This window comes from Enterobacter cloacae complex sp. I1M, from assembly GCF_014982425.1.
Lineage (GTDB): Bacteria > Pseudomonadota > Gammaproteobacteria > Enterobacterales > Enterobacteriaceae > Enterobacter > Enterobacter intestinihominis.
Genome location: NZ_JADCLG010000005.1, coordinates 59,932 through 77,926, shown reverse-complemented (window position 1 = coordinate 77,926; position 17,995 = coordinate 59,932). Strand labels below are relative to the sequence as shown.

Here is a 17,995-nt window from a genome sequence, read left to right as displayed (position 1 = left end):
TTTTAGCCTGTTATAAATCGAGGTTTGAATAGCATTAATTGCTAAAGGAGAATAATCATGAAAAAGACAGCTGCAATCATTTCTGCCTGTGCGTTGACCTTTGCCCTGAGCGCATGTTCTGGAAATAACTACGTAATGCATACCAACGATGGTCGATCTATCGTCTCTGAAGGGAAACCGACAACCGATAATGATACCGGGATGATTTCATATAAAGATGCTAACGGGAACAAACAGCAGATCAATCGCAGTGACGTGAAAGAGATGAAGGAAATCGAGCATTAACAGTTAGATAAGCGAAAAAAAAGCACCGCAAGTTGGCGGTGCTACATTAATCACTATGGACAGACAGGGTAAATGTACAGGAAGTGAAAATTTGGTAGCGTTGCTACCGTGGTCTGAATCGCAGACCAATTGCAAACACAACAACACAACATCACAACCGTAAGCCAAAAGCCCTTCAGAACACGCATTCCAAAAAAAGCTTTTCGTTCCGGCTCAGGAAGTGCCGCCACTATAGGTATTTGCTGGTAGTTCCTCAACGGACAAATTATAATGGCTCAGATAAAAAAAACTAATAGGTTAAACGTTGTTTCCTATATGTTAAATCTCGTTAACATCTAAGCCAGATAACCATGTCCAAGCGATTGCCACCCCTAAATGCATTACGTGTTTTTGATGCAGCAGCACGCCACCTCAGCTTCACCCGCGCAGCCGATGAGCTTTTTGTGACACAGGCCGCAGTAAGTCATCAAATCAAGTCTCTGGAGGATTTTCTGGGGCTTAAGCTGTTCCGTCGCCGCAACCGTTCGTTGCTGTTGACCGAAGAAGGGCAGAGCTATTTTCAGGATATTAAAGAGATTTTCTCCCAGCTGACGGAAGCCACCCGTAAGCTTCAGGCACGGAGCGCAAAAGGTGCACTGACTGTGAGTTTATTGCCCAGTTTTGCCATTCAGTGGCTGGTGCCGCGACTCTCAAGCTTTAACTCAACTTATCCGGGAATCGATGTCCGAATCCAGGCAGTGGACCGTCAGGAAGACAAGCTTGCAGACGATGTGGATGTGGCGATTTTTTACGGTCGTGGTAACTGGCCGGGCTTGCGTGTTGAAAAATTATACGCAGAATATCTGCTGCCGGTCTGTTCACCGCTGCTGCTGACGGGGGAGAAAGCGCTCAAAACGCCCGCCGATCTGGCGCAACACACGCTTTTGCACGATGCGTCGCGTCGCGACTGGCAAACTTATACCCGTCAGTTAGGTCTTAATCATATAAACGTGCAGCAGGGGCCCATTTTTAGCCACAGCGCGATGGTGTTACAGGCTGCCATTCACGGGCAGGGCGTGGCATTAGCGAATAACGTCATGGCGCAGTCCGAAATTGAGGCAGGCCGTCTGGTTTGCCCATTTAACGATGTACTGGTCAGCAAGAATGCATTTTATCTGGTTTGTCATGACAGTCAGGCAGAACTGGGTAAAATAGCCGCTTTCCGGCAGTGGATACTGGCGAAAGCGGCAAGCGAGCAAGAAAAATTCCGCTTCAGGTATGAACAATAACGTTTGTGTGCCGGGCACGCATTAATTCAGGACTTAAACATGACCAGCCGATTCATGCTGATTTTCGCCGCGGTGAGTGGCTTTATTTTTGTAGCTCTGGGCGCGTTTGGCGCGCATGTCTTAAGCAAGTCTTTGGGCGTTGTGGAGATGGGCTGGATCCAGACCGGCCTTGAATATCAGGCGTTCCACACGCTGGCAATTTTTGGGCTGGCGGTGGCGATGCAGCGCCGTATCAGCATCTGGTTTTACTGGAGCAGCGTCTTTCTGGCGCTGGGTACCGTACTGTTCAGCGGCAGTCTCTACTGTCTGGCGCTGTCGCATTTACGCCTGTGGGCGTTTGTTACACCCGTCGGCGGCGTCAGCTTCCTGGCGGGTTGGGTTTTAATGTTTATCGGAGCTATCCGTCTGAAACGCAAGGGCGTTGTTCATGAATAAGGTTGTTTTATATTGTCGCCCGGGGTTTGAGAAAGAGTGCGCCGCGGAAATCACCGATAAAGCGGCGAAGCGTGAAGTCTTCGGATTCGCTCGCGTCAAAGAGAACGCGGGCTATGTGGTATTTGAATGCTATCAGCCTGATGATGCCGACAAGCTGGCGCGCGAACTGCCGTTCAGCTCGCTGATTTTCGCCCGTCAGATGTTTGTCGCGGGCGAACTGCTGAAAGATCTTCCGCCGGAAGATCGCATCACGCCGATTGTTGGCCTGTTGCAGGGCGTGGTGGAGAAGGGCGGCGATTTGCGCGTGGAAGTGGCTGACACCAATGAAAGCAAAGAGCTGATGAAGTTCTGCCGTAAGTTTACCGTGCCGCTCCGCGCGGCACTGCGTGATGCGGGAGTGCTGACAAACTACGAAACGCCAAAGCGTCCAGTCGTGCATATCTTCTTTATTGCGCCAGGATGTTGCTACACCGGCTACTCGTATACCACCAATAACTCGCCGTTCTTTATGGGGATCCCGCGTCTGCGCTTCCCGTCAGACGCGCCGAGCCGTTCAACCCTGAAGCTGGAAGAGGCGTTCCACGTCTTTATCCCGGCGGACGAGTGGGACGAACGTCTGGCAAACGGCATGTATGCCGTCGATCTTGGCGCGTGCCCGGGCGGCTGGACCTATCAGCTGGTGAAACGCAACATGTGGGTTTCGTCTGTGGATAACGGCCCGATGGCGCAAAGCCTGATGGACTCCGGGCAGGTCACCTGGCTGCGTGAAGATGGTTTCCGCTACCGTCCTACCCGTAACAACATCTCCTGGATGGTGTGCGACATGGTAGAAAAACCGGCGAAAGTCGCGGCGCTGATGGCCTCCTGGCTGGTGAACGGCTGGTGTCGTGAGACGATTTTCAACCTCAAGCTGCCGATGAAAAAGCGTTACGAAGAGGTGTCGCAGAACCTGGCTTATATTCAGCAGCAACTGGACGAACACGGGATTAACGCGGAAATCCAGGCGCGTCAGCTGTATCACGACCGTGAAGAAGTGACGGTGCATATCCGTCGCTGGTGGGCGGCCGTGGGTGGGCGTCGCGACGAGCGATAACGTTTGTAACGCCCGGTGGCGCTGCGCTTACCGGGCCTACAAAATCGTGTAGTTGTTTTAACGTTCTAACCTTAACTGCTGTAAATTCCCGTCCAGCTGTAAATCCGTCTGTAGCGTTGCGATTTCCCGGCAGATAAACGCCATCTCTTTATTCGCCTCCAGCTTCTTGCGCCATTTTTCCGGCACTTCCTCAAGCCTTGCGTAAATCCCTTCCAGATTCTGAAACTCCGTCAGCAGCTGTGCGGCACTTTTGGGTCCAATACCGGCGACACCCGGCACTCTGGAGCTGCTGATCCCCGCCAGCCCCCAATAATCCGGCAATTGCTCAGGCGATACGCCAAACTCGCTGGCAATAAATGGCGCGTCCAGCCAGCGTTTCTGGAAGTAGTCGCGGATGCGGACCGTTGGAGAGAGCAGCTGGCAGTAGCCTTTGTCGGTTGAAACGATAGTCGCCTGATGCCCGGCGCTCGCGACTTTAACCGCCAGCGTTGCGGCTAAATCGTCAGCCTCATTACCGTGTGCGCCCCAGCACGGAACGCCGCGCTGTTCAAAGGCCGCGCGTATAACTGGCATTTCGGCGTGCAGATCGTCCGGCATCGGCGCACGCCCGGCTTTGTAGTCCGGCAGGCGCTGGTGCCGCCAGCCGGTATTGCGTGCTTCATCGTCGAATACGGCAACAGCGTGGGTGGGTTCGCTATGGCGAATGAGCTGCTCCAGCGCGTGTAAACAGGTGTCCTTGCAGGGGGTGCCCTGTACCGCGTGAATACGGCGAATCAGGTTAAGTGCATCGACGATAAGCAAATGAACGGCCACAGATAATCTCCCTTCTGTCTAATGGGGGAAGGGTAACACTGAGCGCAGCATGAAACTATGAATGGTGGGGAAAACAGGAAGAAGCCTCGCAAAACGAGGCTTCCTGAGAGGCTTAATCGCAGGTAACGATCTTCATCGCCAGGCCACCGCGGGAGGTTTCGCGGTATTTGGCGTTCATATCTTTACCGGTTTCGTACATGGTTTCGATAACCTTGTCGAGACACACGCGCGGTTCGCTGGTGCGGCGCAGCGCCATACGGGCCGCGTTCACCGCTTTCACAGAGGCGATGGCGTTACGCTCGATGCATGGCACCTGGACCTGTCCGCCGACCGGATCGCAGGTCAGCCCCAGGTTATGTTCCATGCCGATTTCCGCCGCAATACAAACCTGCGCAGGACTTGCGCCCAGCAATTCGGCCAGACCCGCCGCCGCCATAGAGCAGGCTACGCCCACTTCACCCTGACAGCCCACTTCCGCGCCGGAAATCGAGGCGTTCATCTTGTACAGTGAGCCAATCGCACTGGCGACCAGCATATACCGCGCGAGTGAGTTTGCATTCACTTCACGGATAAACTTGTCGTAATACGCCAGGATCGCCGGAACAATGCCGCACGCCCCGTTGGTTGGCGCGGTGACGACGCGGCCACCCGCGGCGTTCTCTTCGTTCACCGCCAGCGCGAACATGTTGATCCAGTCGACAACGGCCATCGGGTCGGTGGTGGTTTTGTCGGTGCTGACCAGCATGCGGCGCAGCGCAGCCGCACGACGTGGAACACGCAGTTTCCCCGGCAGCACGCCTTCGGTGGTGATCCCGCGCTCAATGCCGCTGCGCATCACTTCCCAGACGTTTGCGAAGTGCTGTTCCAGCTCCTCTTTGCTGTGCAGGGCCAACTCGTTTTTCATCATCAGGCCGGAGAGAGAAAGGCCTGTCTCCTGGCAGTGACGCTGTAAATCGGCCGCGTTTTTGTACGGGTACGGCACCTCAACGGCGGAGCCGTTGGTTTGACCAAAATGGTCTTCGTCGACGATAAACCCGCCGCCGATGGAGTAATACGTCTGGCTGTAAACCGCTTTATCGCCGACCAGCGCGGTAATGCGCATGCCGTTTTCGTGCAGCGACAGGTTATCCGCATGGAAATTCATGCAGTGGTCAACCGGGAATTCAACTTCGTGCTCGCCGTTGGCCAGCAGCAAACGACCGTGGGTGTTCACGTCCTGGATAAAGCCAGGAATGGAGTCAATATCAACGGTATCCGGCAGGTTACCCGCCAGCCCCATGATAATGGCAATATCGGTATGGTGGCCTTTACCGGTCAGGGAAAGGGAACCGTATACATCGACAACCACGCGGGTGATGTCGTGCAAAATGCCGCGTGCAATCAAGTCATCCGTGAATTGTTTACCGGCTTTCATTGGTCCGACGGTGTGAGAGCTGGAAGGACCAATACCGATTTTGAAGATATCGAATACGCTAATCATGATGCGTCCATTGCTTCAGTCAGAGGGGAGGAGTGCGCCATCCGCAGACGGCGCAGGAGGTATTAGCTGAACAGCGAGTAGAAAATAGCGGAGATGGCAATCAGACCCATCACAACAACGAACACGTTGCTGATATGGCCGCTGTATTTACGCATCGCTGGCACTTTCTGAATCGCGTACATCGGCATCAGGAACAGAATCATCGCGATAATCGGGCCGCCCAGGGTTTCAATCATGCCCAGAATGCTTGGGTTCAGGGTGGCTACCGCCCAGGTGGTCACCAGCATGAACAGCGCGGTGATTTTGTTCAGACGGTTGATTTCAATGCTCTTGCCTTTACCGCGCAGAGATTTAATCACCATACCGTTGAAGCCTTCACGTGCGCCCAGGTAGTGGCCCAGGAAGGATTTGGTGATGGCGATAATCGCGATGATCGGTGCCATCCACGCAATCAGCGGTGCGTTAAAGTGGTTTGCCAGGTAGGACAGAATAGAGATGTTCTGCTCTTTCGCCGCCGCCAGATCCGCCGGGGAAAGGCTCAGCACGCAGCTGAACACGAAGAACATAACTGTCAGTACCATCATGATGTGTGCGCGAGCCAGGATGCTGGAGCACTTCTTCTCTGCACCATTGCCGTACTCTTCACGCTTCGCCACCGCGAAGGAGGAGATGATTGGCGAGTGGTTGAAGGAGAACACCATTACCGGGATCGCCAGCCACAGGGTCAGTAGCAGGCCGTTACCGGTTGCGGATGCGCTGCTCAGAGACAGAGTTTCCAGCGCAGCGCCGTTCCACTGTGGGATCAGGTACAGCGCCAGCACCATCAGGGCTGCAACAAACGGGAATACCAGCACGCTCATCGCTTTGACAATCATCTGCTCGCCAAAGCGCACGATGGTCATCATACCGACGATCAGGATCAGGGACAGGATCGCACGCGGCGGCGGGGTCATCTGCAGCTGGTGCATCATGAAGCTTTCAACGGTGTTGGTGATAGCAACGCTATACACCAGCAGAATCGGGTAAATCGCGAAGAAGTAGAGCAGGGTAATCAGCTTACCTGCGCCGACGCCGAAGTGTTCTTCAACGACTTCAGTAATGTCTTCGCCCGGGTTTTTACCGGACAGCACGAAGCGGGTCAGGCCGCGGTGTGCAAAGAAGGTCATCGGAAAGGCGATGATGGCCATGATGATCAGCGGGATCAGACCGCCGACACCTGCGTTGATAGGAAGGAACAGTACACCAGCGCCGATTGCCGTGCCGTACAGGCCAAGCATCCACATGGTATCCGTTTTGCGCCAACCGCTTCGGGATTCAATCGAAGCAACGGTGCTGGTTTGAGTGGTTTCCATCTGTATCTCCTGGAGGAAGCAAATTGTCAGGTTTTTAGTCAAATCCGATGAAAAAGTGCCTGACGGTAATATGAAATTCGTTTAGTGACGGTTTTTTAATAATTTTTGCCCGTAACTATTGGCGGGCGGAAAGATACATTCTCGTTATGAATCTATCAGTGATCGCGATCCCAAATGCAATAATCCACTTATGATGTGGGCATATTTAGACCATTTATCTGTTAAAAAAACATCAAAGAGGATTTACGGGCGCGAAGGCTACCATTAACGACATGTTTTCGAAAAGGCTGACCCGCGAGATAGGTGTCTTTCGCTGTAAAGAAATAGGATTTTAGGATTTTCTGGCAGGTAATTTCGATTAAGGCTGATTATTTACGGTTTCAAAAACGAGGTAATCGTTTGCGCAGGCGCCAGATTTGTTAATAACATTGAAGATCGCTATGAATTACATCACTAATAAAAAAGCCGGATGACAATCCGGCTTGAGAGGAGGGAAAGGACGCTTTATTTGATGATTTCGTAACAGGGAATATAGGCAGAACCCGGAAGTTTCATGCGGTGCTGAGCCACAAAGCCCTGCAGCATGTCATCCATGCGGCGCATCATCTCCGGGTCACCGTGGATTTTATACGGCCCGAACTCCTCAATCGCGCGGATCCCCACCTCCTTCACGTTCCCCGCCACGATGCCAGAGAAGGCGCGACGCAGGTCAGCTGCCAGTACTTCCACCGGCTGATCCGGATAGAGTTTGAGGTTCGCCATGTTCTCATGCGACGGCTCGAAGGGGATCTGGAGATCCGGTGCGATACGGATGGACCAGTTAAAGCTGTAGGCATCCCCGGTATCACGACGGTTCTCTTTCACCAGCGGCATCGCTTTTTTCATCTGACGGGCCACTTCTGCGGCATCGTCAATAATAATGCGGTAGTGACGGCGCGCGTCTTCCCCCAGCGTATGCACGATAAACTCGTCCAGCACGCGGAAATAGTCGGCGCTCTCTTTCGGGCCGGTCAGGATCAGCGGCAGAACCTGATTTTTGTTGGCCGGGTTCATCAGGATCCCGAGCAGATAAAGCAGTTCTTCCGCCGTACCTACGCCGCCCGGGAAGATGATAATGCCGTGCGCGATACGGACAAACGCCTCAAGACGTTTTTCGATATCCGGCATAATAATCAGTTCGTTAACCAGCGGGTTAGGCGGCTCAGCGGCGATGATTGACGGCTCGGTCATGCCGATAAAACGGCCTTCTTTATAGCGTTGCTGCGCGTGTCCTACTGCCGCGCCTTTCATCGGCGCTTCCATCGCGCCAGGACCGCAGCCGGTACAGATGTTCAGCTCGCGCAGGCCGAGCTGATTACCCACGCGGCGGGCGTACAGGTATTCGGTTTCGTTAATGGAGTGACCGCCCCAGCAGACGACCATGTTCGGCGCTTCGCCAACGTGCAGGGCGCGGGCGTTACGCAGAATGGAGAAAACCAGGTTGGTGATATGAACGGAGCTTTCCAGATCGAGATGCTGGAAACGACCGGCGTTGCTGATCTGTCCGTTAACAAACAGGATGTCGCGCAGCACGGCAAAAAGGTTGGCCTGAAGTGAGCGAATAATACGCCCATCGACAAACGCCTCTTCCGGCGGGTTGATCACTTCCAGCTTCACCCCGCGCTCGCGGCGCAGCACATTGATATCAAAACTTTCGAAGCGGGACAGCAGCTCTTTACTGTTGTCGGTCAGGCTTCCGGAGTTCAGTACAGCAAGTGAACAGTTACGAAACAGTTGATACAGGTCGCTACTGGCGGTGCGTTTAAGCATGTCCACTTCCAGTTGCGACAACATATCCATAGAGCCAAGCGGGCTAATATGTGTAATCAAGTGAGCTCCTTATGGGACGATTATCGTCTTTCCCTGTTGATTACAATAGCCTTGGCTTATGACGTTTCACAACACTTCGGGCGGAATACCGCCCGCATATTATGAAAATATTTATCTTACTGGCGCACCAGCCGTCCGGTGGCAGGCACAAAATCGGTATTGGTGCGCCATGGGTTAATGTCCAGGCCGCCGCGACGGGTATAGCGGGCATAAACGCTCAGCTTTTCGGGCTGGCAGAAACGCTGTATGTCATTGAAGATGCGTTCCACGCACTGCTCGTGGAATTCGTTGTGATGACGGAATGACACCAGGTAACGAAGCAGCTTTTCCCGGTCAATCTGCGGGCCGCGATACTGGATCTGTACCGAGCCCCAGTCCGGCTGATGGGTGATAAGGCAGTTGGATTTCAGCAGATGGCTGACCAGCGTTTCGTCGACCACTTTTCCGCCCGCCGCGTTTTCCAGATAGTCGGTGCTAAATTCGTAGCTCTCCACATCAATGTCCTGATCGTCGATGCAGGTGCCGTGGAAATGGGCGATGGGCTGACCTTCCAGCTCATGCAGACGGTATAACGAGACGGTTACGTTCCCCTGCGCGCACGCGCTTAAATCACGTTCAAGCGTCTGTTGTACCTCGTCCCAGCTGTTAAATTTGGTCTGGTTAAAGCTGTTGAGATAGAGCTTAAAGCTCTTGGATTCAACCAGGTTTACGCTGGCGTAATCCAGCTCGACATGGCCCACGGCCACCTGCGGCAGACCGCGCGCATTCAGCCAGGAGAGTTCGTACAGCGTCCAGATGTCGCCGCCGACGAACGGCAGCGCGTCGGCATGAAGGCCAAGCGGATCGCGGTTCAGGCTGCGCGGCACACCCTGAAGCAGGCTTGCGTCGTAGGTGTCGCGGTAATCGGTCGATTTACCCAGCGTTAAGCCCGTTAACGCCTGATGATTTTCGTAAGACATGTTTCATAGCCACTTTACAGGTACACTTAGGGGCTGAGTTTATCCTGTCTTACAAGAAGAGAGAAATCGGTGGATATCGAAACTGCAAATGCCCTGACGTCCTTCACGACCCGCTATTGCGATGCCTGGCATGAAAAGCGGGGGACGTGGCCGCAAAGTACTGACTTATATGGCGTGCCGTCACCGTGCATTATCGCTTCGCAGGATGATTACGTTATCTGGCAACCGAAACCGTTCACGGGCGAGCAGAATGTAAATGCGGTTGAACGCGCAATGGACATTGTGATACAACCTGCGCTTCATGCAATTTATACCACGCAGTTTGCCGGGGATATGACTGCATGTTTTGCAGGACAGCCGCTGACGCTGCTGCAAACCTGGAGCGAAGACGATCTTCAACGCGTTCAGGAAAACCTCATTGGTCACCTGGTCACGCAAAAACGCCTTAAGCTCTCCCCGACTCTCTTTATTGCGACGCTCGACAGTGAACTGGACGTCATTTCAGTCTGCAACCTGTCTGGCGAGGTCATTAAAGAGACGCTCGGCACCCGCAATCGCGACGTTCTCGCGCCTTCTCTTGCGGATTTTCTTACCCGACTTGAGCCGCTTCTGTAATCCATGATGCTACTGGACGTGTGAGAGATCTCTTACACGCACTGTGAGACATCGCCGAAACAATTAGCTTTGTCTTAGGGATTTCAGATTAATATTAACTTCCCTTTCAACAGGTTAGCGATTTCCTGAAACGATTATCCCCGTTTCGCCAAGCTTACCTTGCTCACAGGGTGGGTTGTAAGACGAGGCAGAATAGCGGATTCTATCTGTGTCGACAGGATGCCGACGCGAGAAACGAACATCAGGATGATGGCGTTTCTCACCAGGAACACGTCAGGACGACGCCGCAGGAAGGCTTCAGGATGAAGCAAAGTGGATCACGCAGGATGCGTAAGGGACACCTCCAGGAAGGAGAACGTGAGCCGGTCAGGATGGTCGGTGGGTCAGGATGGCCAGGACGTTTCAGGACGAAACCTACACGTCAGGATGATGTGAGCAGGAAGCAAAAGGTAAAAGGATGAACAGGCCTTCGGGCATCAGGAAAAGTTGTCACGGATGAGCAGGGAGCACGTATTGTAGCTGGAATGCTGCGAAACGAACCGGGAGCACTGTTTTTACAGTGCTCCCTTTTTTTATTTCTGTCTTCCGCAATGCTATGCTTCGCGCCATTCCGTTTTTCAGTTGAGGTTACTATGACGCATCACGATAGCGTTCGTGCGCAGTTGCACGCCATCGAAGCCCTTATGCGCCAGCATCAGCTGTGGCAGGAAAGTGCGCCGCAGCCAGACGCGTTCGCCAGCACCCAGCCGTTTTGTCTGGATACGCTGTCTCCATTCGAATGGCTCCAGTGGGTATTAATTCCGCGCATGCACGCGCTGCTGGAAGGGGGACACGCGTTGCCCCAGGCGTTTGCCGTCTCTCCCTATTACGAAATGGCGCTGGAGGCGACCCACCCGGCGCGCGACGTTATGTTGGTTGAGCTGGAAAAGCTGGATACGCTTTTCGCCGGTGACGATGCATGACGCTTGAGATCCTGTATCAGGATGAGTGGCTGGTGGCGGTGAATAAACCGTCCGGCTGGCTGGTACACCGAAGCTGGCTCGATCGCGATGAGAAAGTGGTTGTTATGCAAACCGTGCGCGACCAAATCGGTCAGCACGTCTTTACTGCCCACCGTCTGGATCGGCCAACCTCTGGCGTTCTGCTGATGGGGCTTTCCAGTGAGGCCGGGCGCCTGCTGTCGCAGCAGTTTGAACAGCACCAGATCCAGAAGCGCTACCACGCCATTGTGCGCGGCTGGCTGACGGATTCCGCCACGCTGGATTATCCGCTGGTGGAGGAACTGGATAAAATCGCCGATAAATTTGCCCGCGAAGATAAAGGTCCGCAGCCTGCGGTGACCAACTATCGCGGTATGGCGACCACAGAACTGCCGGTGGCGACCAGCAAATTTCCCACTACGCGATACAGTCTGGTTGAGCTTTTGCCCAAAACCGGGCGCAAGCACCAGCTTCGCCGCCACCTTGCACATCTGCGCCACCCAATTATCGGCGACAGCAAGCACGGCGATCTGCGGCAGAACCGCAGCGCGGCAGAGCACTTTGGCTGTAACCGACTGATGCTGCACGCCAGCGAGCTAAGCCTGACGCACCCGTTTACCGGCGAACCGCTGACTATTCGCGCGGGGCTGGACGAGGTCTGGATGCAGGCGCTGTCACAGTTTGGCTGGCTGGGACAACTCCCCGAAAATGAAAGGGTTGAGTTTGCCGCAGGCAACGTTCAGGATGAACAGCAAGCGCAATAATTACGGGAGCAAAGCATGGCTGAAGTAGGTATTTTTGTCGGCACGATGTACGGCAACTCGCTGCTGGTTGCGGAGGAAGCAGAAGCAATCCTCGTCAATCAGGGCCATAAAGCAACGGTCTATGAAGACCCGGAGCTGGCGGACTGGGAAAAGTATAAAGATAAATACATTCTGGTGGTGACCTCCACCACCGGGCAGGGCGATCTCCCGGACAGCATCGTCCCGCTTTTCCAGGGCATTAAAGACCAGCTTGGCTATCAGCCAGATGTTCACTATGGCATCATCGCCCTCGGCGATAGCTCTTACGCCAATTTCTGCGGCGGCGGTAAGCAGTTCGACGCGCTGTTGCAGGAACAGCACGCTCAGCGGGTCGGCGAGATGTTACTGATTGATGCTGGCGAGCACCCCGAACCGGAAAGCGAGTCAAATCCCTGGGTTGAACATTGGGCCACGCTCCTGAACTAACCCTGTACTATACGAGCTGTAGGCCGGGTAGGGCGTAGCCGCCACCCGGCAACGAAGCTGCACCATATCCTCAATTCCGTGAAGTATCTTCCACCACTTTGGGCTTATGCCCCAAACCACGTTCCCCACGCCCGTCAATGTTGTGTTTCTGCACGGTGAGAGAACCGGTCACTCCTTCATATACTTTTCCCGTCACTATAAAACGGCTTCGGGCCGTACCAAAACCAAACACAAATCTCTCATTCTGATTACCCTACAGGTGCTGTACAGAATGAACCAGGCGAAAGCTATGTTTCAGGAGTGCAACAATGAGTACATTAAGCCACGCGGCGAGCAGCGCTGAGAAGCGCACCAACGCCCGATACTGGATAGTGGTGATGCTGTTTATCGTCACCTCTTTCAACTACGGCGACCGTGCCACGTTATCCATTGCCGGCTCTGAGATGGCAAAGGACATCGGACTTGATCCGGTGGGTATGGGTTATGTTTTCTCCGCATTTTCATGGGCCTACGTAATCGGCCAAATCCCTGGCGGCTGGCTGCTGGACCGCTTTGGCTCAAAACGGGTCTATTTCTGGTCCATTTTCATCTGGTCGATGTTTACCCTGTTACAGGGCTTCGTGGATATCTTCAGCGGCTTCGGCATTATCATTGCGCTCTTTACCCTCCGCTTCCTGGTGGGTTTAGCGGAAGCGCCATCTTTCCCGGGTAACAGCCGCATTGTGGCCGCCTGGTTCCCGGCGCAGGAGAGGGGAACGGCGGTAGCAATCTTTAACTCGGCGCAATACTTTGCGACGGTTATTTTCGCGCCAATTATGGGCTGGCTGACGCACGAAGTGGGCTGGTCGCACGTCTTCTTCTTCATGGGCGGGCTGGGGATCGTCATCAGCTTTATCTGGCTGAAAGTGATCCACGAACCAAACCAGCACCCGGGCGTGAACAAGAAAGAGCTGGACTACATTGCTGAAGGCGGGGCGCTGATCAACATGGATCAGAAAACCCAGAAAGCAAAAGTCCCGTTCAGCCAGAAATGGGGGCAGATCAAACAGCTCGTCGGCTCACGGATGATGATCGGTATCTATCTCGGCCAGTACTGCATTAACGCCTTAACCTACTTCTTCATCACCTGGTTCCCGGTTTACCTGGTGCAGGCGCGCGGGATGTCGATTCTGAAGGCGGGTTTTGTCGCCTCTGTGCCAGCCATCTGCGGCTTCGTGGGCGGGGTGCTCGGCGGGGTCATCTCCGACTGGCTGATGCGTCGCACCGGTTCGCTGAATATTGCGCGTAAAACGCCAATCGTGCTCGGCATGCTGCTCTCCATGACCATGGTGTTCTGTAACTACGTCAGCGCGGAGTGGATGATTATCGGCTTTATGGCGATGGCCTTCTTCGGTAAAGGCATTGGCGCGCTGGGCTGGGCGGTGATGGCAGATACCGCGCCGAAAGAGATCAGCGGCCTGAGCGGCGGTCTGTTCAACATGTTTGGCAACATTTCCGGCATTGTCACCCCAATCGCTATCGGTTACATCGTCGGCACCACCGGCTCCTTCAATGGTGCGCTGATTTATGTAGGCGTCCATGCGCTGGTGGCGGTACTCAGTTACCTGGTGCTGGTGGGGGACATCAAACGAATCGAACTGAAACCTGTTGGGGAGCGCGGATGATGACAACGCAATCAAGCCCGATCGTGACGGAGATGAAAGTCATCCCGGTGGCGGGTCAGGACAGCATGCTGCTCAACATTGGCGGCGCGCATAACGCCTGGTTCACCCGCAACATCGTGGTGCTGACCGACAGCGCAGGGAATACCGGCGTCGGGGAAGCGCCTGGCGGAGAGGTGATTTACCAGACGCTGGTCGACGCCATCCCGCAGGTGGTTGGGCAGGAGGTCGCCCGCCTGAACAAGGTGGTTCAGCGGGTGCATAAGGGCAACCAGTCGGCTGATTTTGATACCTTCGGCAAAGGCGCCTGGACGTTTGAACTGCGCGTTAACGCGGTGGCGGCGCTGGAGGCGGCTCTCCTTGATTTACTGGGCAAGGCGCTGAACGTGCCGGTCTGCGAACTGCTGGGGCCAGGCAAACAGCGTGATGCAGTAACGGTGCTGGGCTATCTGTTCTACGTTGGCGACCGGACGAAAACCGATCTGCCGTATCTGGAGCGCTCGCCGGGCAGCCACGCGTGGTATCACCTGCGTCATCAGGAAGCGCTCTCTGGCGAGGCGGTGGTACGCCTGGCAGAGGCGGCGCAGGATCGCTACGGCTTTAAAGACTTCAAGCTGAAAGGCGGCGTTCTGCCGGGCGAACAGGAGATTGACAGCGTGCGCGCGTTGAAAAAATGCTTCCCGGAGGCACGCATCACCGTCGATCCGAACGGCGCCTGGCGGCTGGATGAAGCTATCGCGCTGTGCAAAGGACTGGGCGACGTGCTGACCTACGCGGAAGATCCGTGCGGCGCCGAGCAGGGCTTTTCTGGTCGCGAGGTGATGGCCGAATTCCGCCGCGCTACCGGGCTGCCGGTTGCGACCAACATGATCGCCACTAACTGGCGCGAAATGGGCCACGCGGTGATGCTGAATGCGGTGGACATACCGCTGGCTGATCCGCACTTCTGGACCCTTTCCGGCGCAGTGCGCGTGGCGCAGCTGTGCGATGACTGGGGGCTCACCTGGGGCTGCCACTCCAATAACCATTTCGACATTTCGCTGGCGATGTTTACCCACGTTGGCGCAGCGGCGCCGGGTAACCCGACCGCCATCGATACGCACTGGATCTGGCAGGAAGGCGAAGCGCGCCTGACCAAAACTCCACTTGAAATCAAAAACGGCACCATTGCCGTACCGGATGCGCCGGGGCTGGGCGTGGAGCTTGACTGGGATCAGATCCACAAGGCGCATGAAGCGTATAAAAAACTGCCGGGCGGCGCGCGCAACGACGCAGGCCCGATGCAGTACCTTATCCCCGGCTGGACATTTGACCGTAAGCGCCCTGTATTTGGACGTCACTGATAAAAGGATCGAACGATGAGCACATTTTCTACCCCTGTAGTCACCTCCATGCAGATCATTCCTGTCGCGGGACATGACAGCATGCTGATGAACCTGAGCGGCGCCCATGCGCCGTTCTTCACCCGTAATATTGTGGTGATCAAGGACAACTCAGGGCATACCGGTGTCGGTGAAATCCCGGGCGGGGAGAAGATCCGTAAAACGCTGGAGGACGCCATTCCGCTGGTGGTGGGTAAAACGCTGGGCGAGTACAAAAATGTGCTGACCAGCGTGCGTACGACCTTTGCCGATCGTGATGCGGGTGGCCGTGGTCTGCAAACGTTTGATCTGCGTACCACTATCCATGTGGTCACGGGTATTGAAGCCGCGATGCTGGATCTGCTAGGCCAGCATCTGGGCGTCAATGTCGCCTCCCTGCTGGGCGACGGCCAACAGCGCAGCGAAGTGGAAATGCTCGGCTACCTGTTCTTTATCGGCAACCGCAAACTCACCCCGCTGCCGTACCAGAGCCAGCCGGACGAAAAATGCGACTGGTATCGTGTGCGTCACGATGAAGCGATGACCCCGGATGCGGTGGTGCGCCTGGCTGAAGCCGCGTATGAAAAATATGGCTTTAATGACTTCAAGCTGAAAGGCGGCGTACTGGCGGGTGAAGAAGAAGCTGAGGCGATTGCCGCGCTGGCGAAGCGCTTCCCGCAGGCGCGCGTCACGCTGGATCCGAACGGTGCCTGGTCGCTTGAAGAGGCGATCAAAATTGGTAAGCAGCTCAAAGGCGTGCTGGCCTACGCGGAAGATCCGTGCGGCGCAGAGCAGGGGTTCTCTGGACGTGAAGTGATGGCGGAGTTCCGTCGCGCCACCGGGCTGCCAACCGCCACCAACATGATCGCGACCGACTGGCGCCAGATGGGGCACACGCTCTCGCTGCAATCGGTGGATATTCCGCTGGCAGACCCGCACTTCTGGACGATGCAAGGCTCGGTTCGCGTGGCGCAGATGTGCCATGAGTTCGGCCTGACTTGGGGCTCGCACTCCAACAACCACTTCGACATCTCGCTGGCGATGTTCACCCACGTAGCGGCTGCTGCGCCGGGCAACATTACCGCTATCGACACCCACTGGATCTGGCAGGAGGGCAATCAGCGCCTGACTAAACAGCCGTTTGAGATCAAGGGGGGGATGGTGCAGGTTCCAGCTACGCCGGGGCTGGGCGTTGAACTGGATATGGATCAGGTCATGAAAGCGCACGAGCTTTACCAGAAACACGGGCTGGGCGCACGTGATGATGCGCTGGCGATGCAGTACCTGATCCCAGAGTGGTCATTCGACAATAAACGTCCGTGCATGGTACGATAAGCCAACTGGGACCGCTCCCATGAGCGGTCCCTTACGTGGTGTATGCTTAACGTAACTAACATGCGTAAGGATGGCTTATGAAAATTGTTATCGCTCCGGACTCGTATAAGGAAAGCTTGAGCGCGCTGGAGGTGGCGACAGCGATAGAGGTCGGTTTTCGCGAAATTTTCCCCTCAGCGGAGTACGTCAAATTACCGGTTGCCGATGGCGGCGAAGGGACGGTGGAAGCGATGGTGGCAGCCACCCATGGGCGTCTTGTCCATGTTCCCGTTACCGGGCCTTTGGGAGAACACGTGGAAGGGTTTTTCGGGTTATCCGGAGACGGGAAAAGCGCGTTTATCGAGATGGCGGCCGCGAGCGGTCTGGAGCTTGTTGCTCCTGCAAAGCGTAACCCGTTAATCACCACCTCGTGGGGGACCGGGGAACTGATCCGTCATGCGCTGGATGCGGGCGTTAAGCATATCATTATTGGCATTGGAGGCAGCGCGACCAATGACGGTGGCGCAGGCATGGTGCAGGCGCTGGGCGTAAAACTGCTGGATGCGAAAGCACAGCCCGTTGGGCCGGGCGGCGGCGAACTGGCAAGCCTTGCGCATATCGATCTTAGTGGGCTGGATGAGCGGCTGGCAGACTGTCGAATTGAAGTGGCCTGCGATGTGACCAACCCCCTGATTGGCGACACTGGCGCTTCTGCGGTATTCGGTCCTCAGAAAGGGGCGACGCCGGAGATGGTCAGGACGCTGGACAACGCGCTTGCGCATTACGCAAACATTATCGCCAGGGATCTGGATATTGACGTCTTAAACCTGGCGGGGGGCGGAGCAGCTGGCGGAATGGGGGCGGCGCTGTATGCATTTTGCGGGGCGCAGCTTCGTCGGGGGATTGAGATTGTCACCGATGCCCTGCATCTCGATGAACAGGTCGCGGACGCCGATCTGGTGATCACGGGCGAAGGCCGTATCGACAGCCAGACGATCCACGGCAAAGTGCCCGTTGGCGTGGCGAGAGTCGCGAAACGCTATAACAAACCGGTTATCGGCATTGCCGGCAGCCTGACGGCGGATGTTGGCGTGGTGCACGAGCACGGACTGGATGCGGTATTCAGCGTGATTTACACCATCTGCTCGCTGGAGGATGCGCTGGAAAATGCGCAACAGAATGTACAGATGGCCGCAAGGAATATTGCGGCGGCCATAAAGGTGGGGCAGGGGATGTCGCGTTAACGATCGTGCTCCTGTAGGCCCGGTAAGCGAAGCGCCA

Annotated in this window: 17 protein-coding genes; 12 read left to right on the top strand and 5 right to left on the bottom strand. The window is 55.4% G+C overall.

Going from position 1 to position 17,995, the window contains the following annotated elements; genetic code table 11:
• Positions 1-57: 57 nt before the first annotated feature.
• From INF86_RS02025 to rlmM, 4 genes are all read left to right on the top strand, one after another.
• Positions 58-285, top strand: coding sequence for a YgdI/YgdR family lipoprotein (locus tag INF86_RS02025; RefSeq protein ID WP_015571738.1), 228 nt, complete (start codon positions 58-60; stop codon positions 283-285).
• Between the two features lie 350 nt (positions 286-635).
• Positions 636-1,553, top strand: a complete 918-nt coding sequence (gcvA, locus tag INF86_RS02020) for a glycine cleavage system transcriptional regulator GcvA (protein WP_022649222.1) — start codon at positions 636-638, stop codon at positions 1,551-1,553.
• A gap of 39 nt (positions 1,554-1,592) precedes the next feature.
• Entirely contained in the window at positions 1,593-1,988 is a 396-nt protein-coding gene (locus tag INF86_RS02015) for a DUF423 domain-containing protein (protein WP_003862756.1), read from the top strand.
• Positions 1,981-3,081 (top strand): 23S rRNA (cytidine(2498)-2'-O)-methyltransferase RlmM, encoded by a 1,101-nt coding sequence (rlmM, locus tag INF86_RS02010; RefSeq protein WP_193543173.1) that lies wholly within the window; start codon positions 1,981-1,983, stop codon positions 3,079-3,081. The genes INF86_RS02015 and rlmM overlap by 8 nt, the downstream gene beginning before the upstream one ends.
• A gap of 57 nt (positions 3,082-3,138) precedes the next feature.
• Here rlmM and xni read toward each other — a convergent pair whose 3' ends face one another.
• From xni to queF, 5 genes are all read right to left on the bottom strand, one after another.
• Positions 3,139-3,894 (bottom strand): flap endonuclease Xni, encoded by a 756-nt coding sequence (xni, locus tag INF86_RS02005; RefSeq protein WP_032626021.1) that lies wholly within the window; start codon positions 3,892-3,894, stop codon positions 3,139-3,141.
• Between the two features lie 112 nt (positions 3,895-4,006).
• Positions 4,007-5,374, bottom strand: coding sequence for an L-serine ammonia-lyase (locus tag INF86_RS02000; protein WP_193543172.1), 1,368 nt, complete (start codon positions 5,372-5,374; stop codon positions 4,007-4,009).
• Positions 5,375-5,436: 62 nt separating this feature from the next.
• Positions 5,437-6,726, bottom strand: a complete 1,290-nt coding sequence (locus tag INF86_RS01995; RefSeq protein WP_022649218.1) for an HAAAP family serine/threonine permease — start codon at positions 6,724-6,726, stop codon at positions 5,437-5,439.
• A 504-nt stretch (positions 6,727-7,230) separates the two neighbouring features.
• Entirely contained in the window at positions 7,231-8,595 is a 1,365-nt protein-coding gene (gene ppnN, locus INF86_RS01990) for a nucleotide 5'-monophosphate nucleosidase PpnN (protein ID WP_023298502.1), read from the bottom strand.
• Positions 8,596-8,711: 116 nt separating this feature from the next.
• Complete coding sequence (queF, locus tag INF86_RS01985; RefSeq protein ID WP_023298501.1) at positions 8,712-9,554, bottom strand: NADPH-dependent 7-cyano-7-deazaguanine reductase QueF; 843 nt, start codon at positions 9,552-9,554, stop codon at positions 8,712-8,714.
• A gap of 69 nt (positions 9,555-9,623) precedes the next feature.
• On the opposite strand from queF, the gene syd reads away from it, so the two are divergent.
• The 8 genes from syd to INF86_RS01945 all read left to right on the top strand — a co-directional run bounded on the left by syd (position 9,624) and on the right by INF86_RS01945 (position 17,958).
• Positions 9,624-10,169, top strand: coding sequence for a SecY-interacting protein (gene syd, locus INF86_RS01980; protein WP_022649215.1), 546 nt, complete (start codon positions 9,624-9,626; stop codon positions 10,167-10,169).
• A gap of 632 nt (positions 10,170-10,801) precedes the next feature.
• Positions 10,802-11,131 (top strand): YqcC family protein, encoded by a 330-nt coding sequence (locus tag INF86_RS01975; protein WP_022649214.1) that lies wholly within the window; start codon positions 10,802-10,804, stop codon positions 11,129-11,131.
• A complete protein-coding gene (gene truC, locus INF86_RS01970) occupies positions 11,128-11,913 on the top strand; it encodes a tRNA pseudouridine(65) synthase TruC (protein WP_193131767.1) in 786 nt (261 codons plus the stop codon). The genes INF86_RS01975 and truC overlap by 4 nt, the downstream gene beginning before the upstream one ends.
• Positions 11,914-11,928: 15 nt before the next feature.
• Positions 11,929-12,378, top strand: coding sequence for a flavodoxin (locus tag INF86_RS01965; protein ID WP_022649212.1), 450 nt, complete (start codon positions 11,929-11,931; stop codon positions 12,376-12,378).
• A gap of 308 nt (positions 12,379-12,686) precedes the next feature.
• Complete coding sequence (gudP, locus tag INF86_RS01960; RefSeq protein ID WP_003862734.1) at positions 12,687-14,042, top strand: galactarate/glucarate/glycerate transporter GudP; 1,356 nt, start codon at positions 12,687-12,689, stop codon at positions 14,040-14,042.
• A complete protein-coding gene (locus tag INF86_RS01955; protein WP_193543217.1) occupies positions 14,042-15,382 on the top strand; it encodes an enolase C-terminal domain-like protein in 1,341 nt (446 codons plus the stop codon). Before gudP ends, INF86_RS01955 begins: the two co-directional genes overlap by 1 nt.
• Before the next feature lie 15 nt (positions 15,383-15,397).
• Positions 15,398-16,735 carry a glucarate dehydratase gene (gene gudD / locus INF86_RS01950; protein WP_046618678.1) on the top strand — a complete coding sequence of 446 codons (1,338 nt, stop codon included), beginning with the start codon at positions 15,398-15,400 and terminating at the stop codon, positions 16,733-16,735.
• A 77-nt stretch (positions 16,736-16,812) separates the two neighbouring features.
• Positions 16,813-17,958: a glycerate kinase gene (locus INF86_RS01945; protein ID WP_193543171.1), complete on the top strand. Its 1,146-nt coding sequence runs from the start codon at positions 16,813-16,815 to the stop codon at positions 17,956-17,958.
• Positions 17,959-17,995 lie beyond the last annotated feature (37 nt).